The 19,220-nt window shown below is 70.5% G+C and carries 17 protein-coding genes; 4 read left to right on the top strand and 13 right to left on the bottom strand.

Annotated elements, in window-relative coordinates:
- Positions 1 to 64 precede the first annotated feature (64 nt).
- The gene (locus ABT041_RS37565; RefSeq protein ID WP_351193269.1) at positions 65 to 1,336 is read right to left on the bottom strand and encodes an MFS transporter; all 1,272 of its coding nucleotides are present in this window, start codon (positions 1,334 to 1,336) and stop codon (positions 65 to 67) included.
- Positions 1,337 to 1,470: 134 nt separating this feature from the next.
- Here ABT041_RS37565 and ABT041_RS37560 point away from each other — a divergent pair, with 134 nt between their 5' ends.
- Complete coding sequence (locus tag ABT041_RS37560) at positions 1,471 to 2,490, top strand: LacI family DNA-binding transcriptional regulator (protein ID WP_351193267.1); 1,020 nt, start codon at positions 1,471 to 1,473, stop codon at positions 2,488 to 2,490.
- 61 nt (positions 2,491 to 2,551) lie between these two features.
- Here ABT041_RS37560 and prcA read toward each other — a convergent pair whose 3' ends face one another.
- The 5 genes from prcA to arc form a co-directional block, all read right to left on the bottom strand.
- Positions 2,552 to 3,304 carry a proteasome subunit alpha gene (gene prcA, locus ABT041_RS37555; protein WP_351193265.1) on the bottom strand — a complete coding sequence of 251 codons (753 nt, stop codon included), beginning with the start codon at positions 3,302 to 3,304 and terminating at the stop codon, positions 2,552 to 2,554.
- A gap of 52 nt (positions 3,305 to 3,356) precedes the next feature.
- Entirely contained in the window at positions 3,357 to 4,196 is an 840-nt protein-coding gene (prcB, locus tag ABT041_RS37550; RefSeq protein ID WP_351193263.1) for a proteasome subunit beta, read from the bottom strand.
- Between the two features lie 161 nt (positions 4,197 to 4,357).
- On the bottom strand, positions 4,358 to 4,570 hold the full coding sequence (locus tag ABT041_RS37545) for a ubiquitin-like protein Pup (protein WP_015032443.1): 213 nt from the start codon (positions 4,568 to 4,570) through the stop codon (positions 4,358 to 4,360).
- A 160-nt stretch (positions 4,571 to 4,730) separates the two neighbouring features.
- On the bottom strand, positions 4,731 to 6,242 hold the full coding sequence (gene dop, locus ABT041_RS37540; protein WP_351193259.1) for a depupylase/deamidase Dop: 1,512 nt from the start codon (positions 6,240 to 6,242) through the stop codon (positions 4,731 to 4,733).
- Between the two features lie 190 nt (positions 6,243 to 6,432).
- Positions 6,433 to 8,199, bottom strand: a complete 1,767-nt coding sequence (gene arc / locus ABT041_RS37535) for a proteasome ATPase (protein ID WP_351193257.1) — start codon at positions 8,197 to 8,199, stop codon at positions 6,433 to 6,435.
- Positions 8,200 to 8,439: 240 nt separating this feature from the next.
- Between arc and ABT041_RS37530 the strand changes: the two genes are divergently transcribed.
- Entirely contained in the window at positions 8,440 to 8,751 is a 312-nt protein-coding gene (locus tag ABT041_RS37530; protein WP_086831784.1) for a ferredoxin, read from the top strand.
- A 104-nt stretch (positions 8,752 to 8,855) separates the two neighbouring features.
- Here ABT041_RS37530 and ABT041_RS37525 read toward each other — a convergent pair whose 3' ends face one another.
- From ABT041_RS37525 to ABT041_RS37515, 3 genes are all read right to left on the bottom strand, one after another.
- Entirely contained in the window at positions 8,856 to 9,434 is a 579-nt protein-coding gene (locus ABT041_RS37525) for a hypothetical protein (protein ID WP_351193253.1), read from the bottom strand.
- A gap of 218 nt (positions 9,435 to 9,652) precedes the next feature.
- Positions 9,653 to 10,540 carry a tRNA (adenine-N1)-methyltransferase gene (locus ABT041_RS37520; protein WP_351193250.1) on the bottom strand — a complete coding sequence of 296 codons (888 nt, stop codon included), beginning with the start codon at positions 10,538 to 10,540 and terminating at the stop codon, positions 9,653 to 9,655.
- Between the two features lie 18 nt (positions 10,541 to 10,558).
- Positions 10,559 to 11,692: a site-2 protease family protein gene (locus ABT041_RS37515; protein ID WP_351193294.1), complete on the bottom strand. Its 1,134-nt coding sequence runs from the start codon at positions 11,690 to 11,692 to the stop codon at positions 10,559 to 10,561.
- A gap of 249 nt (positions 11,693 to 11,941) precedes the next feature.
- On the opposite strand from ABT041_RS37515, the gene ABT041_RS37510 reads away from it, so the two are divergent.
- The gene (locus tag ABT041_RS37510) at positions 11,942 to 12,844 is read left to right on the top strand and encodes a RecB family exonuclease (RefSeq protein WP_351193248.1); all 903 of its coding nucleotides are present in this window, start codon (positions 11,942 to 11,944) and stop codon (positions 12,842 to 12,844) included.
- A gap of 27 nt (positions 12,845 to 12,871) precedes the next feature.
- Positions 12,872 to 13,549, top strand: coding sequence for a response regulator (locus tag ABT041_RS37505; RefSeq protein WP_351193246.1), 678 nt, complete (start codon positions 12,872 to 12,874; stop codon positions 13,547 to 13,549).
- A 66-nt stretch (positions 13,550 to 13,615) separates the two neighbouring features.
- Here ABT041_RS37505 and ABT041_RS37500 read toward each other — a convergent pair whose 3' ends face one another.
- The 4 genes from ABT041_RS37500 to ABT041_RS37485 form a co-directional block, all read right to left on the bottom strand.
- Positions 13,616 to 15,199 (bottom strand): ABC transporter substrate-binding protein, encoded by a 1,584-nt coding sequence (locus tag ABT041_RS37500; protein WP_351193244.1) that lies wholly within the window; start codon positions 15,197 to 15,199, stop codon positions 13,616 to 13,618.
- A 66-nt stretch (positions 15,200 to 15,265) separates the two neighbouring features.
- Positions 15,266 to 16,855: an ABC transporter substrate-binding protein gene (locus ABT041_RS37495; RefSeq protein WP_351193242.1), complete on the bottom strand. Its 1,590-nt coding sequence runs from the start codon at positions 16,853 to 16,855 to the stop codon at positions 15,266 to 15,268.
- Positions 16,856 to 17,299: 444 nt separating this feature from the next.
- A complete protein-coding gene (locus tag ABT041_RS37490) occupies positions 17,300 to 17,998 on the bottom strand; it encodes an HAD family hydrolase (protein ID WP_351193239.1) in 699 nt (232 codons plus the stop codon).
- 139 nt (positions 17,999 to 18,137) lie between these two features.
- Positions 18,138 to 19,220: vitamin B12 dependent-methionine synthase activation domain-containing protein (locus ABT041_RS37485; protein WP_351193236.1), on the bottom strand; the 1,083-nt coding region annotated here is incomplete at its 5' end.

The following is a 19,220-nucleotide window of genomic DNA, read 5'->3' as shown; positions in this document are numbered from 1 at the left end:
AACATTACGCCTGAGGGCGTGCGCTGAAACCGGGTTGGGCGTCCCCGTTTCGATCATTTTCCGATCAGTGCGTGTTCTTTTCGGCGTGTACGGCGGTGGGGACCGCCTCTCCGTCGGCGTGTCGCGCGGCGCTGCCGGCCGCGGCGGGGGCGGCGAGGACCCTGCCGGTGGCCAGCAGGACGAGCAGCGCGACGAGACCGCCCGCACCGGCCACGGCGAACCCGGCCACCGTTCCGGCCAGTTCGATCGCCGGTCCCGCGACGGCGGAGCCCAGGGCCGCTCCGACGCCGAAGGTGGTGACGAGCCAGGAGAAGGCCTCGGTGACGGTGCCGCTCGGGGCGTGCCGGTCGACCACGATGAAGGCGCAGGCGAGGGCGGGGGCGAGGAAGACGCCGGAGAGCACCGAGAGGCCGGTCATGGCGACGGGGGCGGGGGTCAGCATCAGCGGCAGGTAGCAGACCGCGAGGAGGCCCACGAGGACCCTCAGCCGCCGCTCGGGCGCCCCGGACCACTGCCGGGCCCCGTAGAGCACGCCGCCGGCGAGGGCGCCGAGGCCGAGGGCGGCCATGAGCCAGCCGTACACGGACGGCGCGCCGCGGTCGTCGGCGTAGGCGACGGCGGCGACGGTGATGGAGCCGAGGGCGAGGCCGACGAAGAAGAACGAGCCGAGGAGGGCGAGGAGGCCGGGCGAGCGCAGGGCCCCCAGCCAGTGGGCCTCGCGGGCGGCGGAGCGCCAGGCGCGGGACGGCTCGGAGAGGACGACGGCGAGGGCGCCGAGCACCCCCAGGACGTTGATGACGAGGAGGGCGGCGGCCGGCGAGCGCAGGGCGACCAGGAGGGTCACCAGGAGGGGGCCGACGGTGAACATGACCTCCTGGGCGACGGCGTCGAGCGCGTACGCCCGGTGGACCCGGTCCTCGCGGCCGAGGACGCTCGGCCACAGGGCCCGCAGGCCGCCCTCCAGGGGCGGGGTGAAGAGTCCGGCGACGACGACGGCGGCGTAGGCGAGCGCCAGGTGGCCGATGCCGGTGAGGGCGAAGAGGGCCATGCCGAGGGCGGACAGGACGGCGGCGGGCAGCTGGACGCGGGGCTGGCCCTTGAGGTCGACGGCGCGGCCGAGCAGGGGCTGCCCGACGGCGTTGGAGACGCCGTAGGCCGCGATCAGGCCGCCGGCCAGGGTGTAGCTGCCGCCCTGGTCCCGGACGAACAGGGTCATGGCGATGGGACCGGTGCCGTTGGGCAGGCGCCCGACGAGCGTTCCGGCGAGCAGCCGGGCGGCGTGCGGTGCCCGGAGTATGTCGAGATAGCCGCCGCGTGCCGTGGCCTCGGTGGCCATGTGGGTCTCCCCTCCGCCCCGGACCGTGCCGAGGTTTTACGTATAACGTCCTGGGTCATACGTACCATGACCGCTGTGCGCGGGTCCACCCCGCGCCGACGCATCCCGATCACCGTCCCCTGCGGAGGCTCCCCGTGCAGTCCCACGAGCCGCTCGGCGGCTCCCGCCCCACCAGCCGGGACGTGGCACGGGCCGCGGGGGTCTCCCAGGCCACCGTCTCGCTCGTCCTCGGCGACAAGTGGCGCGGACGCGTCTCCGAGCGCACCGCCGCGGCCGTGCGGGAGGCCGCCTCCGGACTCGGCTACCGGCCCAACCTCGCCGCCCGCAACCTCCGGCTCGGACGCACGCGCACGGCCCTGCTCGTCGTCCCGGCCCTCACCAACGAGTTCTTCGCCCACGTCTACACGGGCGCCGCCACCGCCGCAGCCGAGCACGGCTTCGGCGTCGTGCTCTACCCCTCCCCCGACGGCGTGGGCCCCGCCCGCGACCCCTTCGCCTCGGCGCAGGCCGCCCTCGACGGCGTCATCGCCTCCTCGATGGCGACCGACGCCCTGAAGGCCTTCCGCGGCGGCGACCTCCCGCTCGTCATGCTCGACAGCGACCCGGCCGACCCGGGCGCCGCCGCCCATGTGAACCTCGACGTCGCCGACGGCATGCGCAGGGTGACCGACCACCTGCTCGCCCTCGGCCACCGCCGCTTCCTCCACCTCGCGTCCGCCGCCCCGTCCTGGACCTTCGACGTACGGGCCCGGGTGCTCGCGCACGCCCTGCGCGGCGCGGAGGTGCGCACCGTGCGATCGCCGCTCAACGCCGCGGACGCCTGGGAGGCCGCCGGCACGGCCCTCGCCGATCCCGGCTCCCGGCCCACCGCGGTGATCTGCGACGACGACATCCTCGCGGCCGGCGTCTGCAAGGCCGCTCGCCGGCTGGGCCTGCGCGTCCCCGAGGACCTCTCGGTCACCGGCTTCGACGACATGGCCCTGGCGACCGTCCTCGAACCCGAGCTGACCACCGTCCGGCTGCCCGCCGAGGAGTTCGGCCGGCGGGGCATGGAGGCGCTCCTCGCCGTTCTCGCGGGCGAGCGGCCCGAACCGCTCACCCTGCCCGTCGCCCTGGTCCCCCGCGGCTCCTCGGGCCCGGCACCGGCCTTCTGAGCCCGGAAACGCCGAGGGGCCCCGGTCCAGGTGGACCGGGACCCTTCGGGGCCGGCGTCGACTACTCCTCGGGAGCCTCGTCCGAGGGCTCGTCCGTCTTCGCCGCCGCCGCGTTGTCCGCCTCCAGGAGACGGGACAGCTGACGGCCGACGATCCGCTTGAACTTGCGCTGCTGCGGACGCGTCCGGTCCAGGACCGCCACCTCCAGGCGCTCCGCGGGGATCTCCCGCTCGGTGCCGTTGGTGTCCCGCGACAACGCCTGCACCGCCAGCTTCAGCGCCTCGGCGAGGGTCATGCCGTCCCGGTGCCGCTGGTCCAGGAAGGAGCTGATCTGCTCGGCGTTCCCGCCGACCGCGACCGAGCCGTGCTCGTCCACGATCGAGCCGTCGTGCGGCAGCCGGTAGATCTGGTCGCCCTCCGGCTCGGCGCCGACCTCGGCGACGACCAGCTCCACCTCGTACGGCTTCTCCCCCGCGCTGGAGAAGATCGTGCCGAGCGTCTGGGCGTAGACGTTGGCCAGGCCGCGCGCGGTGACGTCGTCCCGGTCGTAGGTGTAGCCCCGCAGGTCGGCGTAGCGGACGCCGCCGATGCGGAGGTTCTCGTACTCGTTGTACTTGCCGGCGGCCGCGAAGCCGATCCGGTCGTAGATCTCGCTGAACTTGTGCAGGGCACGGGACGGGTTCTCGCCGACGAAGACGATGCCGTCGGTGTACTGGAGGACGACGAGGCTGCGGCCTCGGGCGATGCCCTTGCGGGCGTACTCGGCCCGGTCGGCCATGGCCTGCTGGGGTGAGACATAGAACGGCGTGGACACCGGCTACCGTCCCTTTCTTCCGGTCTGAAGGGCTTCTACGGGCGACGACGGGTCAGAGCAGGGCGGCACGCGGGCCGTCGGGCTGCTCGAGACGCCGCTCGGTGACCGATCGGGCCAGCTCGGAGGACTCCGCCTCCGTGAGCCTGCGGAAGCCCTCGTCGGTGATGACGGTGACGATCGGGAAGATCCGGCGGGCCATGTCGGGACCGCCGGTCGCCGAGTCGTCGTCCGCCGCGTCGTACAGCGCCTGCACCACCAGTGTGGTGGCCTGCTCCTCGGTCAGGTCGGCGCGGTACAGCTTCTTCATCGAACCGCGCGCGAAGATCGAGCCGGAGCCGGTGGCGGCGAAGCCGTGCTCCTCGGAGCGGCCGCCGGTCACGTCGTACGAGAAGATCCGGCCCTTCTCCTTGCCCTCGTCCCAGCCCGCGAAGAGCGGCACGACGGCGAGCCCCTGCATGGCCATGCCCAGGTTGCCCCGGATCATGGTGGAGAGACGGTTCGCCTTGCCCTCCAGGGAGAGCGTCGCGCCCTCCACCTTCTCGAAGTGCTCCAGCTCCAGCTGGAACAGCTTGACCATCTCCACGGCGAGGCCGGCGGTGCCGGCGATGCCGACGGCGGAGTACTCGTCGGCCGGGAACACCTTCTCGATGTCCCGCTGCGCGATCATGTTCCCCATGGTCGCCCGGCGGTCACCGGCGAGCACGACGCCACCGGGGAAGGTGGCGGCCACGATGGTGGTGCCGTGCGGCGCCTCGACGATCCCCTCCGGCAGCTTCCGGTTCCCCGGGAGCAGCTCCGGCGAGTGATCCGCCAGGAAGTCGATGAACGAGGACGACCCCGGCGTCAGGAAGGCCGCCGGCAGACGCCCGGTGCTACGAGGGTTGACTTCCACGCGATTCCTTCCGGGTGGGAGATTCGGCCCGCTGTGGGACGCGCGGGCCGATCTTGCTTGCTGTGCACGGACCTTACCCGTGCCACCGCTTGTCATCCGTCCCCGGACCCACGGCTTTCTCCGGGGCTCCGGGGACGGAGGACGACAGGTGCGTGGGGCGGCTACTCGCCGCCCTTCTGAACGAAGGACCGCACGAAGTCCTCGGCGTTCTCCTCCAAGACGTCATCGATCTCGTCCAGGACGGAGTCCACGTCGTCGCTCAGCTTCTCCTGGCGTTCCTTGAGGTCGGAGCTCGCCTCGGTGGTGGTCTCCTCGACCTCCTCCGTGGATCGCGTCGCCTTCTGCTGTCCGCCGCCGGTGTCCTTGGTCGCCATATCCCTCACCCCGCTCGAATCGGCCCGCTCGGTTGAGTCCGTACAAGATCAGACCCTATCGGTCGGGTCTGACTTCGGCCCCGCAGTTTCCACAACGCCCGGGCACTGATTCCATGATTCCCAGTGCCGGGGCATTTCAGGCCCCCGCCGGGGCCCCTGTTCAGCCGCCGGAAAGCACGCGGACCAGTTCCTCCGCCGTACGGCAGCGGTCCAGGAGCGATTTCACGTGCGCCTTGGTGCCCCGCAGCGGCTCCAGGGTAGGAACGCGCTGGAGCGAGTCCCGGCCGGGCAGGTCGAAGATCACCGAGTCCCAGGAGGCCGCGGCGACGTCGTCGGCGTACTGCTCCAGGCAGCGGCCCCGGAAATAGGCCCTGGTGTCCTCGGGAGGCGCCGTCTCGGCCCGCTCCACCTCGGCCTCGTCCAGGAGCCGCTTCATGCGCCCGCGGGCCACCAGACGGTTGTAGAGGCCCTTGTCGGGGCGTACGTCCGCGTACTGGAGGTCCACCAGGTGCAGCCGGGCCGCGTCCCAGTCCAGGCCGTCCCGGCGCCGGTAGCCCTCCATGAGCTCCCGCTTGGCGACCCAGTCCAGCTCGCCGGCGAGGCTCATCGGATCGGTCTCCAGGCGCCCCAGGGTGTCCTCCCAGCGGGTGAGGACGTCCATGGTCTGCTCGTCCGCGTCGGAGCCGTACCGCTCCTCCACGTACTTCCTGGCCAGCTCGAAGTACTCCATCTGGAGCTGGACCGCGGTGAGTGTCCGGCCGCTGCGGAGCGTGATCAGGTACTGCAGCGTCGGGTCGTGGGAGACCTGGTGCAGGGTGCGGACCGGCTGGTCGACGGCGAGGTCGACGGTGATGAAGCCGTCCTCGATCATCGAGAGCACGAGCGCGGTGGTGCCGAGCTTGAGGTAGGTGGAGATCTCCGAGAGGTTCGCGTCCCCGATGATCACGTGCAGGCGGCGGTACTTCTCGGCGTCGGCGTGCGGCTCGTCCCGGGTGTTGATGATGGGCCGCTTGAGCGTCGTCTCCAGGCCGACCTCGACCTCGAAGTAGTCCGCGCGCTGGCTGAGCTGGAAGCCGTTCTCCCGGCCGTCCTGGCCGATGCCGACCCGTCCCGCGCCGGTGACGACCTGGCGGGAGACGAAGAAGGGGGTCAGGTGGCGCACGATGTCCGAGAAGGGGGTCTCCCGCTTCATCAGGTAGTTCTCGTGCGTGCCGTAGGAGGCGCCCTTGTTGTCGGTGTTGTTCTTGTAGAGGTGGATGGGCTGCGCACCGGGGAGCTGGGCGGCGCGCTCGGCCGCCTCCGCCATGATCCGCTCGCCGGCCTTGTCCCAGAGGACGGCGTCGCGCGGGTTGGTGACCTCCGGCGCGCTGTACTCGGGGTGGGCGTGGTCCACGTAGAGCCGGGCCCCGTTGGTGAGGATCACGTTGGCCAGGCCGATGTCCTCGTCGGTGAGCTGGCTGGAGTCGGCGGCCTCGCGGGCGAGGTCGAAGCCGCGGGCGTCCCGCAGCGGGTTCTCCTCCTCGAAGTCCCAGCGGGCGCGGCGCGCCCGGTGCATCGCCGCCGCGTAGGCGTTGACGATCTGGGACGAGGTGAGCATGGCATTGGCGTTCGGGTGTCCCGGGACGGAGATCCCGTACTCCGTCTCGATGCCCATTACTCGCCGTACGGTCATGCGGCCCTCCTTGCCCGGCGGCGCTCACTGTGCGCGACTCGGCGGTACCGATGAGCCTAGAGCGGCTCCGCGCTGGTGGGGAGATCAGTTGCAGTATTTCCTGTTTTCCCTGTGATGCCGGGGGAAATGCTGGATGGAATGCGCCGGCTGCGGATGCCCGGTTTCCGGACATCCGCAGCCGGTGGGCGTTTTACAGGTACTGACCGGTATTGGCCACCGTGTCGATGGAGCGTCCGGTGTCCGCGCCCTGCTTTCCGGTGACGAGGGTGCGGATGAACACGATCCGCTCGCCCTTCTTTCCGGAGATCCGGGCCCAGTCGTCGGGGTTGGTGGTGTTGGGCAGGTCCTCGTTCTCCTTGAACTCGTCCACGCACGCCTGGAGGAGGTGGGAGACCCGGATGCCCTTCTGGTTGTGGTCGAGGAAGGCCTTGATGGCCATCTTCTTGGCCCGGTCCACGATGTTCTGGATCATCGCGCCGGAGTTGAAGTCCTTGAAGTACAGGACTTCCTTGTCGCCGTTGGCGTACGTGACTTCGAGGAAGCGGTTCTCCTCGGATTCCGCGTACATCTGCTCGACGACGGACTGGATCATTCCGTGCGCGGCGGCGGCCTTCGAGCCGCTGTGCTCGGAGATGTCGTCCGAGTGGAGCGGCAGGTTGGCCGTGAGGTACTTGGCGAAGATGTCCTTCGCGGCCTCCGCGTCCGGACGCTCGATCTTGATCTTGACGTCGAGCCGGCCGGGCCGCAGGATCGCGGGGTCGATCATGTCCTCGCGGTTGGAGGCGCCGATGACGATGACGTTCTCCAGGCCTTCCACGCCGTCGATCTCGGCGAGCAGCTGGGGGACGATGGTGTTCTCCACGTCCGAGCTGACACCGGAGCCGCGGGTGCGGAAGAGGGATTCCATCTCGTCGAAGAAGACGATGACGGGGGTGCCCTCGCTCGCCTTCTCCCGGGCACGCTGGAAGACGAGGCGGATGTGCCGCTCGGTCTCGCCGACGTACTTGTTGAGGAGCTCGGGGCCCTTGATGTTGAGGAAGTAGGACTTCCCCGCGGGCTGTCCGGTCACCTCGGCGACCTTCTTGGCCAGGGAGTTGGCCACGGCCTTCGCGATCAGCGTCTTGCCGCAGCCGGGCGGGCCGTAGAGCAGGATGCCCTTGGGCGGCCGCAGTTCGTGCTCCTTGAAGAGGTCCGGGTAGAGGTAGGGGAGCTCGACCGCGTCGCGGATCAGCTCGATCTGGTTGCCCAGACCGCCGATCTTGTCGTAGTCGACGTCCGGGACCTCTTCCAGAACGAGCTCTTCGACCTCGCTCTTGGGGACCACCTCGTACACGTAGCCGGACCTGGAGTCGAGCAGCAGGGCGTCGCCGGCGCGGATGGTGACGTCCAGCAGAGGCTCGGCGAGCCTCACCACCCGCTCCTCGTCGGTGTGCCCCACCACCAGGGCGCGCTCGCCGTCCTCGAGGATCTCCTTGAGGGTGACGATGTCCCCGGCGCGCTCGAACTCCATGGCCTCGACCACGTTGAGCGCTTCGTTGAGCATGACTTCCTGGCCGCGCTTGAGCTCTTCGAGCTCGATGCTCGGGCTGACGTTCACCCGGAGCTTGCGGCCCCCGGTGAAGATGTCGCACGTGCCGTCCTCGTTCGCCTGCAGGAAGACACCGAAGCCGGCCGGCGGCTGCGCGAGCCGGTCGACCTCCTCCTTGAGGGCCACGATCTGGTCGCGGGCCTCACGGAGCGTGTTCGCCAGACGTTCGTTCTGCGCGGACACGCCGGCCAGGTTGGTCTGCAGCTCGACGATCCGCTCTTCGAGAATCCTCGTGTGGCGCGGAGAGTCGGCGAGCTTGCGGCGCAGGACGGCGATTTCCTGCTCGAGATAGGCAACCTGACCGGCGGGGTCTTCAGACCCCCGCCCCGGCCGGATGCCGCGGTTGATGTCGTCGTCGTGGGCTGCCACGGTCCTCACCTCCTCCAAGGGGAGCTGGACGCTTCCTGACCCTACCTGCGTGGGTGGTGATTGAAACCCCTAGATCAAAAAGACTCCGGGGTGTGTCCGATCTTCACCCTTGCGCTTCCCCTCTCGCCAGCTGAATACCCACCCTTCACCGCTTGAAAGCGGGCGGTTGTATCGTCGTCATTGGTCAACACCCGTCAGGGGTGGCCCGACTTATCGCGCGAAGCAGAAACGGCAGGAGATATGACCGTGCAGCACGAGGCCCCGGCGACGGGCGCCGAGGAGGCGCTGGAGGTCTGGATCGACCAGGACCTGTGCACCGGGGACGGGATCTGCGCGCAGTACGCTCCCGAGGTCTTCGAGCTCGACATCGACGGGCTCGCGTATGTGAAGAGCGCCGACGACGAGCTGCTCCAGGACGCGGGGGCCACCACGCCGGTGCCGCTCCCGCTGCTCCAGGACGTGGTGGACTCGGCGAAGGAGTGCCCGGGCGACTGCATCCATGTGCGCCGGGTCGCGGACAAGGTCGAGGTGTACGGCCCCGACGCCGAGTGACGGCCGGGGCCTGATCCGCGGGGCGCGTGCGCCCGTCAGATCCGCGGGGCGCGTGCGCCCGTCAGATCCGCGGGGCGGGCGTGCTTCGATCCGCGGGGCGGGTGTCAGACGCCGCGTGCGTCGGTCTGGTCGCCGCGGACGAAGGCGCCGCTCTGCCAGCGCCAGCTGACCTGCTCCTTCTCGTCGGGGCAGCAGCTGGGCACGTCGGGGGACGAGTAGCCGAGCAGGGTGGCGCGCACGGCCCCGTCGCGTACGGCGAGCTCGGTGACGCTCCGGTGCTGGTCGGGTGCGACGAGCGTGGCGACCACGCGCGCGGGGCTGCCGTTCTCCTTGCCCCGGGTGAGGACGTAGACGCCGCTGGGCGGGGTGCCGGAGCCGGCCTCACAGTGCACGACCGCGATCGTCTCGGGGTTCCCGTCGCCGTCGAGGTCTCCGGTGGCCCGCTTGGCGACCGTACGGGGTCCTCCCCCGCACTCCAGGGGGTAGTCGGCTCCGGCGGCCTCAGGAGCGGGTGCCGGGTGCGGGGCGGCGGCGTGGGTGCCGGCGGCTCCCGCGGGGCCGGGCTGGAGGAGTCCGGCGAGGGCGACGACCGCGGCGGTCGCGGTGGCGGTGGCCAGCCAGTGGGCCGGCCGGGCGTGGGTGTGGGCGAGGTCCGCGAGGTCCGGGGCGGCGGAGTGCTGCACGCGAGACGTCTCCTGTGGGGTGGTGCGACGGGGTTCCCGGCATCGTGCCACACGTCACAGGGGGACGGAACAGCTGGGGTGGGGTCGGCCGGGCGGTCTTGGGCGGCGAACATGAGGACGCCGCCGTCGAGTTCTCCCGCGTGGGCGGGGAACTCGGCGGCGGCGCTGTGTGGATGTCGGAACGTCAGCCTCCGGAAGGGGAGGGCTGCGTTTCGGGACTAGCTCTTGTTGGGGCCCTCGTAGTCCTCGCCGTAGGCGCCCTTGGCCGGGCGGCGGCGGCGCATCGGGGGCTCGACCCCGTCCGCGAGGCGACGGGCGGTGACGAGGAAGCCGGTGTGGCCGATCATGCGGTGATCGGGGCGGACGGCGAGGCCCTCGACGTGCCAGTTGCGGATCATGGACTCCCAGGGCTGCGGCTCGGCGTAGCAGCCGAACTCGCGGATGGACTCCACGGTGCGGGCGAGCTGGGTGGTGGTGGCCACGTAGCAGCAGAGGATGCCGCCGGGGACCAGGGCCTTGGAGACGGCCTCCAGGCACTCCCAGGGCGCGAGCATGTCCAGGATGACGCGGTCGACGTCGGTGTCGGACAGGTTGTCCTGGAGGTCGCCGACGGTCAGCTGCCAGGCCGGGTGGGGGCCGCCGAAGTAGCGCTCGACGTTGCCCTTCGCGATCTCGGCGAAGTCCTCGCGGCGCTCGTAGGAGTGCAGCATGCCGCTGTCTCCGATGGCGCGCAGGAGGAAGCTGCTCAGCGATCCCGAGCCCACTCCCGCTTCCACGACGCGCGCGCCGGGGAAGATGTCGGCGAAGGCCAGGATCTGCCCCGCGTCCTTGGGGTAGACCACGGCTGCGCCGCGGGGCATGGACAGGACGTAGTCGGGGAGCAGGGGGCGCAGCGCGAGGTAGGCGACGTTTCCGGTGGTACGGACAACGCTGCCCTCGGGGGCGCCGATCAGTTCGTCGTGCGGGAAAGAACCCTTGTGGGTGTGGAAGTTCTTTCCCTCTTCGAGCGTGAACGTGTAGTGACGGCCCTTGGGGTCGGTCAGCTGAACCTGGTCCCCGACCTTGAAGGGCCCGCGTCGGCGGGCGGCACCGGTCGGTTCGGACATGTGAACAGAGTACCGGGGTTACGCCGACGGTCGTGCCATGGCCTTGACGAACGCCCGCTCCACGTCGGTGGTGGCGAGGACCCCGTAGATCTCGCCGGTCTCCTCGATGACGAGGTACTCGGTGGCGGGGCTGGCGCGGAGGTGGTCGAGGAGGGGCTGGCCGGTGAGCTCGGCGGGGACGCGCATGCCGTCGGTGAGGTCCTGGGCGAGGGTGCTGACCGCGACCCAGGGGCGGCGGTGCTGGGGTACGGCGGCGATGGCGGTCTCGCGGACGATGCCGGTGGGTTCGCCGGTGGCGTCGACGACGACGAGGGCGCGTGCGCCGGCCTCGTTGGCGCGGCGGAGGGCCTCGGAGAGCGGGGTGGCGGGTTCGACGGGGATGGCGCGGCGGGTGAGGGCGCGGGCGCGGAGCTCGGGGAGGTGCTCGCGGAGCCGGGCCATGCGGAGGCTGTTGCCGGCACCGGTCCAGATGATGGCGGCGAGGATCGCGGCGAGGAGGGCGTCGGTGACGGTCTCGAAGCCGCTGATGTCGTCGGTGGAGTTGCCGAGGAGGCCGGTGCGGGTGAGCAGGGGCAGGCCGACGAGGACGAGGACGGCGAGGGCGCGGCCGACCCAGGCGGCGGCGACGGTGCCGCTCATGGGCTTGCCGGTGATCTTCCAGACGACGGCGCGGAGCATCCGGCCGCCGTCGAGGGGCAGGCCGGGGAGCAGGTTGAAGATCGCGACGATCAGGTTGGAGATCATCAGGCCGGCGAGGAGGACGCCGGGCACGGTGCCCGGTTCGACGGCGTACAGGGAGAGGTAGAACACGCCGGCGAGGACGAGGGAGAGGAGGGGGCCGACGAAGGCGAGGACGAATTCGCGGCCGGGGGTCTCGGTCTCCTTCTCGATCTCGGAGACGCCGCCGAAGAACTGGAGCTGGATGCGGCGGACCGGGAGCTTGAAGCGGAGCGCGGCGATGGTGTGGGCCAGTTCGTGGACGAGCACGGAGGCGTAGAAGGCGACGGCGAAGAAGAGGGAGACGAGGTAGCGGGCGGCGCCGAGCTCGGGCAGGACGCGGTCGATCTGGTCGCCGAAGACCCAGGTGATGAGGGCGGCGACGAGGAACCAGCTGGGGGCGACGTAGACGGGCACGCCGAAGGGCCGTCCCATGAGGATCCCGCCGCCGGGCTCCTCGGTCCGCTGCGGCTTGGGCTCGTCCTGGTTCACGGGTTCCTTTCGTCGCGTGGTGTGGCCCCGCGTCGGTGCGTCACGGTTCGATCATGCAGTGCGACGGGGTCCCAGGTCGATGGTATGCCGCCGGGTGGTCTCCGGCGGATCAGGGTCGGGCGGCGCCGCGGACCCGCCCGTGATGCGCCGGACGGGCCCTGGTTGTCGGTGGCGGGCCGTAGGGTCTTCGTCATGAGTACGAGCGAGCAGCCGCCGGCGGAGCCGCGGGCGCCCATGTCGTTGTCGCCCTCGCGGGCGAGCGATTTCATGCAGTGTCCGCTGCTGTACCGGTTCCGGGTGATCGACCGGCTGCCGGAGAAGCCGAGTGCGGCGGCGACGCGGGGCACGCTGGTGCACGCGGTCCTGGAGCGGCTGTTCGACGATCCGGCGGCGGAGCGGACGGCGCCGCGGGCGAGGTCGATGGTGCCGGGGCAGTGGGACCGGCTCCTGGAGGCGAAGCCGGAGCTGGGCGAGCTGTTCGCGGAGGACGCGGACGGGGAGCGTCTGGCGGGGTGGCTGGCCGAGGCGGAGCAGCTGGTCGAGCGGTGGTTCACGCTCGAGGATCCGACGCGTCTGGAGCCGGCCGAGCGTGAGCTGTTCGTGGAGACGGAGCTGGAGTCGGGGCTGCGGCTGCGCGGCGTGATCGACCGGGTCGACGTGGCGCCCTCGGGCGAGGTGCGGATCGTCGACTACAAGACGGGGAAGGCGCCGCGGCCGGAGTACCGGGACGGCGCGCTGTTCCAGATGACGTTCTACGCGCTGGTGGTGTGGCGGCTGAAGCGGGTGATCCCGCGGCGGCTGCAGCTGGTGTACCTGGGCAGCGGGGAGGTGTTGACGTACGACCCGGTGGAGGCGGATCTGCTGCGGGTGGAGCGGAAGCTGCACGCGCTGTGGGACGCGATCCGGCTGGCGACGGAGTCGGGTGACTGGCGGCCGCGCCCGACGAAGCTGTGCGGGTGGTGCGACCATCAGGCGGTCTGTCCCGAGTTCGGGGGGACTCCCCCGGTCTATCCGTTGAAGATCGTTTCCGCGCGCCCGCCGGAGTCGGGTGAATCCGGGCAGGGCAGAATGGACCCGGCCCAGCCGTCTTCCTGAGCCCAGCCCTTGCTTGAAGGAGCCCTTGTGACGATCCGCGTCCTGTTGGTCGACGATCAGCCGCTGCTGCGGACCGGCTTCCGGATGATCCTGGAGGCGGAGCAGGACATCGCGGTGGTGGGTGAGGCCGGGGACGGTCTGCAGGCGCAGGAGCAGGTGCGTGCGCTGCAGCCGGACGTGGTCCTGATGGACATCCGGATGCCGCGGATGGACGGGGTGGAGGCGACCCGGCAGATCACGGGTCCGGGGCGGGACGGGCCGGCGAAGGTGCTGGTCCTGACGACCTTCGACCTCGACGAGTACGTGGTGGAGGCGCTGCGGGCGGGGGCGAGCGGCTTCCTCCTGAAGGACGCTCCGGCGAACGAGCTGGTGCAGGCGATCCGCGTGGTGGCGGCCGGCGAGGCGATGCTGGCTCCGTCGATCACGCGCCGGCTGCTCGACAAGTACTCGGCGCATCTGCCGACGGGCGAGGAGCAGGTCCCGGACACGCTGCACACGCTGACCGACCGTGAGGTGGAGGTCCTGAAGCTGGTGGCGCGTGGTCTGTCGAACGCGGAGATCGCGGCGGACCTGTTCGTCAGCGAGACGACGGTGAAGACGCACGTGGGCCATGTGCTGACGAAGCTGGGCCTGCGGGACCGGGTGCAGGCCGCGGTGTACGCGTACGAGAGCGGTCTGGTGCGGCCGGGAGCCGGCGGCCAGTAGCCGCGGCGACGACGAGGGCCCGGTGCGCGTGGTGCGCACCGGGCCCTCGTGTGTGGAGCGGGGGCGTCAGCCCTTGCGGATCTCCCAGAAGCGGAAGACGGTCGAGGCGTCGAGGGTCCATTCGAGGCCGGTGACGTCGTCGCGGGCGACGGCGTACTGCTTGCCCTGCCAGATCGGCAGCACGGGGAGCTCCTCGGCGACGAGGTCCTGGACGTCGCCGTACGCGTCGACGGTGGCGGCGCGGTCGGCGATGCCGGCGGTCTTCGGGATGAGGGTGCCGGTGATGGCGGTGTTCTCGTAGTTGTTGCCGAGGACGTTGCCCTCGCCGAAGAAGGGGCTGGTGAAGTTGTCGGCGTCGGGGTAGTCGGGGACCCAGCCCTTGACGTAGACGCCGTACTTGCCGGCGGCGATGTCCTTCTCGTACTGGTCGAAGGCGACGGACTTGACGTCGGCGTCGAAGAGGCCGCTCGCGTTGAGCTGTTCGGCGATGGCCTTGAGCTCCTGGTCGGTGGCGGGGCCGTAGCGGCTGGGCGTGGACCAGAGGGTGAGCTTCACCTTGTCGGTGATGCCGGCGGCGCGGAGGGCCTTCTTGGCCTTGGCCGTGTCGGGGGTGCCGTAGGTGTCGAAGAAGGCGGTGTTGTGTCCGGCGATGCCGGCCGGGACGATCGAGTAGAGCGGGGTGGCCGTCGACTTGTAGACGTGCTCGACGAGGGCCTCGCGGTCGACGAGGTGGGCGATGGCCTTGCGGACGCCGAGCTTGCCGACGACCGGGTCCTTCATGTTGAAGACGAGGTGCTGGACCTCGGCGCTGCTGCCCTGGACGACCTCGATGCCCTTGTCGGCCGTGGAGGCGGAGTTCTCGAGGGTGGCGATGTCGTCGGCGGAGAGGCCTCGGTAGGCGACGTCTATGTCGCCGTCGGCGAAGGCCTTGGAGAGCGCGGCGCGGTCGCCCTGGTAGAGCTTGAGGGTGACCCGGCCGTTCTTCAGCTTGGCGTTGCCCTTGTAGCCGGCGTTGGCGGAGAAGGTGGCCTCGCTGTCGCTGAGGGAGTCCAGCTTGTACGGGCCGGAGCCGGTGGCCTTGCCGTCGGTGCGCAGCGCGTCGGCGGGGTAGTCGCGGTGGTCGACGATCGAGCCGGCGCCGGAGGCGATCTTGCTGGGGAAGGTGGCGTCCGGGACCTTGAGGCGGAAGACGACGGTCCGCTCGTCGGGGGTCTCGATGGTGTCGATGGTGGAGAGCAGCGGCGCCGGGCCGGAGGGGTCCGCGATCTTGAGGGCCCGCTCGAAGGAGAACTTGACGTCCTCCGAGGTCAGCTTGTTGCCGTTGGAGAAGGTGAGGCCCTCGCGCAGGGTGCAGGTGTAGACCTTGCTGCCGGTGGAGAAGTCGCACTTGTCGGCGGCGTCGGGCTCGGGCTCGGAGCCGCCCTTGGGGAAGGCGAGGAGGGACTGGAAGACGTTGTTGAACAGCAGCCAGGAGCCGGGGTCGTAGCCGGCTGCGGGGTCGGTGGCGAGGATCTCGTCGGACATGCCGACGCGTACGCCGCCTCCGGTGCCTCCGGGGCCGCTTCCCTGCTCGGTGCCGCAGCCGCTGAGGAGCGCGGCGGACAGGCCGGCGGCGAGCGGGGCCGTCAGCCACTTGTTGGTTGCCTTCACAGAACTTGCCTCTTGATCTCTTGTCAGGCCGGCCGCGCGGGGCGCGCGGCCGGGACAACGAAGGGGTCAGGCGGTGCCGCGGCCCAGTTCCCACAGCAGCAGGTCGGAGGAGGTGTTGAGCGCGTACTCGACTCCGTTGAGGTCGTCGCGGGCGGCGACGTACTGCTTGCCCTGCCACAGCGGCAGGACGGGGACGTCCTCGGCGACGATCTTCTGGATCTGCGCGTAGACGGGGCTGGCGGCGTTGCGGTCGGCCTGGCGGCGCGAGCGCGGGATGAGCTTCTCGCGGACGGTCTTGTTCACGTACGGGGTGTTGAGGAAGTTGTCGCTGTCGAGGAAGGGCGCGACGTAGTTGTCCGGGTCCGGGTAGTCGGGGAACCAGCCGAGGCCGTAGACGGCGTAGTCGCCGCGCTTCTGGGCGGTGCGGAACTTGGACCACTCGGCGCCCTGGACGCTGGCGTCGAAGAGCTCGCTGGCGATGAGCTGCTTCTTCAACGCCTCGAACTCCTGGGCGGTCTCGGCGCCGTAGTGGTCGGTGGTGTAGTTCAGGGTCACCTTGACCGGAGTCTTGACGCCCGCGTCCTTGAGGATCTTCGCGGCGCGGTCCGGGTCGGGCTCGCCGTACTCGTCGAAGAAGGGGGTGGCGTGGCCGGTGATGCTGGAGGGGATCAGCGAGTAGAGCGGCTCGGCGGTGGGGCCGTAGACGAGGCTGACGAGGGCGCCGCGGTCGACGACGGCGGCCATGGCCTGGCGCACGGCCTTCTCCTGGACGGAGGGGGCCTTGGTGTTGAAGCCGAGGTAGCGGATCTCGAGGCCGGGGACCTCGGTGACGCGGATGTTCTCCTTGGGCGTCTCGGTGAGGTCCTTGATCTGCTTCTGCGACAGGGAGCGGGCCATCATGTCGATGGCGTCGCCGTCCAGGGCCGCGCCCATGGCGCCGGCGTCGGCGTAGGGGCGGAGTTCGACCCGGTCGTTGCGCAGGGTGACGTCGCCCTTGTAGGCGGGGTTCTTGGTGAAGACGAAGCGGGTGGCCTTGTCGCCCTCGCGCTCGACCTTCAGGGTGTACGGGCCGGAGCCGTCGACGTCGAAGCCGTCGCGGAGCTTGTCGGCGGGGTACTTGTCCTTGCTGAGGATGCCGGCGACGGGGGTGGACAGCTTGTACGGGAAGGTGGCGTCGGGGGTCTTCAGGTGGAAGACGATCCCGTCGGTGCCCTGCGTCTCGACGGTGTCGATGTTCGCCAGGAGGGCGGCGGTGCCGTTGTCCGACTTGATCTTCAGGACGCGCTCGATGGAGTACTTGACGTCCTCGGCCGTGAGGGGGGTGCCATCGGCGAAGGTGAGGCCCTCGCGGAGCGTGCAGCGGTAGCTCTCGCTGGCCTTGTCGGAGAATCCGCAGCTCTTGGCGGCCTCGGGGACGGGCTCGCCGCCGCCGCGGGGCACGTGCAGCAGGGTCTGGACGGTCTGGCGCAGGATGTTCCAGGCGCCGGTGTCGTAGGCGTAGGCCGGGTCGAACGGGGCGGGGGCGTCCTCGGTGACGATGAACTGGTCCGTGGTGCCGACGGTTATCGCTCTGGCGTCCTCCCCGCCGCCGCAGGCGGCGAGCAGGGGGGCGAGCAGTCCGGCCACGGCCGGCAGCACCAGGGTCTTGCGGTTCATCGGGGGACAATCTCCTCATCCGGCACTGGGTACAGCGGTCAGTGGAACTCCGCCGCCTGCCGCCCGGTCGGGGCGGGAGCGATCGGGCCGGGTGTTGCGATCGGTCCTGTGTTCACGGCGACTTGGGTATGCGCCGGTGCACGCGGATATGCGGCGAAGTACTCGCGAAAGATTAGTGCGCGGCGCCGGTATCCCTTGACCGGGGGCGTACAGGGGCGTAATCGCAGCGTGATCATGAATGCGTCGGTCTCGATAACCATGCGCCGGACGTTGCGGACGACGGTGACCCAATCAGGACACAGGGGGCGTCGGAACATCCGCTTTTGAGACACGGAACGGGAACGGGCCACCCCACGTCCGGCACTCTGAGTGACCAACGTCACGTAAGTGCTTTTCGGTGAATGGCCCGTTCGCTTTAGCCGGATCGCTTTCCTCAGAGAAAGCTCAAATTCCCGTGATCAAGGTCCGCAGGAACGGTACGTCGACCTCTTCGAGGGAGCGCACGACGACTCGGCCCGGGGAGGGCGCGATGGGGGCGACGGAGGGCACCGCGACGACCCGGCAGCCCGCCGCCTCGGCGGCCGCCACACCGGTCGCGGTGTCCTCGATGACGGCGCAGAGCGCGGGGTCGGCGCCGACGCCCTGGGCGGCCGTCAGGTACGGCTCGGGGTGGGGCTTGGTGCGGACGACCTCGTCGCCTGCGACGGTGAGGGAGAAGCGGTCGCGGCCGAGCGAGGCCAGGACCCGGTCGATGATCTGCCGGTGCGAGGCGGAGACCAGGGCGGTGGGGATGGAGTGCCGGTGGAGCTCGGCGAGCAGTCGCTCGGCCCCCGGCATGAGGGGGACGCCCCGGTCGATCCGCTGCTCGAACTTCTCGTTGAGCAGGACGGTCAGCTCTTCGAGGGTGATGTCGGCGCCCGTGGACTCGATGAGGTAGCCCGCGCTGCGGGTCATCGGGCCGCCGACGACGACGTCCCGCCAGGCCTCGTCGAGACGGTGCCCGAGGTCGGCGAAGACCTCGACCTCGGCATCCCACCAGAACCCCTCGGTGTCGACGAGGGTCCCGTCCATGTCGAGGAAGACCGCCTGCAGGGCGGAGCTGCCGTTCGTACGGAACAGGGACGCGGGGACCGTACTGGTCATCCGGCACACCTCCATGGAGGGACGAGAAGGCCGATCTTCCTCCTCGGTACGGGGAGGTAGACCGGCCTGTACTGGACCGACAAGTGTACGTCGCGATCACCGGAAACGCGCGGATTTGGCGCGCCCCGTCACGGCGCGGTCACCGTGCGTTGAAGTACTTCGCCTCGGGGTGGTGGATGACGATGGCGTCGGTGGACTGCTCCGGGTGGAGCTGGAACTCCTCGGAGAGGTGGACGCCGATCCGCTCCGGCCGCAGCAGGTCCGCGATCTTGGCGCGGTCCTCCAGGTCCGGGCAGGCGCCGTAGCCCAGCGAGAAGCGGGCGCCGCGGTACTTCAGCGCGAACATGTCCTCGACGTTCGCCGGGTCCTCCCCGCCGAAGCCGAGCTCGGCGCGGACGCGGGCGTGCCAGTACTCGGCGAGGGCCTCGGCCAGCTGGACGGAGAGGCCGTGCAGCTCCAGGTAGTCGCGGTAGGAGTCGGAATCGAAGAGCTTGGCCGTGGCCTCGCCGATCTTCGAGCCGACGGTGACGACCTGGAGGCCGACGACGTCGGTCTCGCCGGACTCCTCCGGGCGGAAGAAGTCCGCGAGGCAGAGGCGGCGGCCGCGGCGCTGGCGCGGGAAGGAGAAGCGGGTCCGCTCGTTGCCCTCCTCGTCCAGGATGATCAGGTCGTCGCCCTTGGAGACGCAGGGGAAGTAGCCGTGGACGACGGCCGCCTCCAGGAGGTTCTCCGTGTGGAGGCGCTCCAGCCAGCCGCGCAGCCGGGGCCGGCCCTCGGTCTCGACGAGCTCCTCGTACGCCGGTCCGTCGCCGGCCCGGTTCTGCTTGAGGCCCCACTGCCCCTTGAAGAGGGCGTCCTCGTCGAGCCAGGACGCGTAGTCCTTCAACGGGATGCCCTTGACGACGCGGGTGCCCCAGAAGGGCGGGGTCGGCACCGGGTTGTCGATGGCCACGTCGGAGCGGCCGCCGGGCTCCGGCTCGTCGACCTGGAGGGCGGCGGTGGCGGTCTTGGCGACCCTGCGCTGCTTGAGCTCCGGGAGTACGGCTCCGGGGACGCCGCGCTTGACGCCGATGAGGGCGTCCATGAGGCGCAGGCCCTCGAAGGCGTCGCGGGCGTAGCGGACCTCGCCCTGGTAGATCTCGTGGAGGTCCTGCTCGACGTACGCCCTGGTCAGGGCGGCGCCGCCGAGGATCACCGGGTACTTGGCCGCCAGCTCGCGCTG

It is taken from the genome of Streptomyces sp. NPDC002825 (assembly GCF_040295385.1).
Lineage (GTDB): Bacteria > Actinomycetota > Actinomycetes > Streptomycetales > Streptomycetaceae > Streptomyces.
This window is presented reverse-complemented; position numbering and strand designations above follow the sequence as displayed.

What these genes read in the sequence shown, in the direction of transcription:
- ABT041_RS37515 (WP_351193294.1), bottom strand. Translation starts at nt 11,692, where the DNA reads ATGGGACGGCCCTTCGGCGTGCCCGTCTACGTCGCCCCCAGCTGGTTC.
- ABT041_RS37490 (WP_351193239.1), bottom strand. Translation starts at nt 17,998, where the DNA reads ATGACCAGTACGGTCCCCGCGTCCCTGTTCCGTACGAACGGCAGCTCC.
- ABT041_RS37530 (WP_086831784.1), top strand. Translation starts at nt 8,440, where the DNA reads ATGACCGTGCAGCACGAGGCCCCGGCGACGGGCGCCGAGGAGGCGCTG.
- ABT041_RS37520 (WP_351193250.1), bottom strand. Translation starts at nt 10,540, where the DNA reads ATGTCCGAACCGACCGGTGCCGCCCGCCGACGCGGGCCCTTCAAGGTC.
- dop (WP_351193259.1), bottom strand. Translation starts at nt 6,242, where the DNA reads ATGACCGTACGGCGAGTAATGGGCATCGAGACGGAGTACGGGATCTCC.
- ABT041_RS37545 (WP_015032443.1), bottom strand. Translation starts at nt 4,570, where the DNA reads ATGGCGACCAAGGACACCGGCGGCGGACAGCAGAAGGCGACGCGATCC.
- ABT041_RS37510 (WP_351193248.1), top strand. Translation starts at nt 11,942, where the DNA reads ATGAGTACGAGCGAGCAGCCGCCGGCGGAGCCGCGGGCGCCCATGTCG.
- ABT041_RS37495 (WP_351193242.1), bottom strand. Translation starts at nt 16,855, where the DNA reads ATGAACCGCAAGACCCTGGTGCTGCCGGCCGTGGCCGGACTGCTCGCC.
- ABT041_RS37565 (WP_351193269.1), bottom strand. Translation starts at nt 1,336, where the DNA reads ATGGCCACCGAGGCCACGGCACGCGGCGGCTATCTCGACATACTCCGG.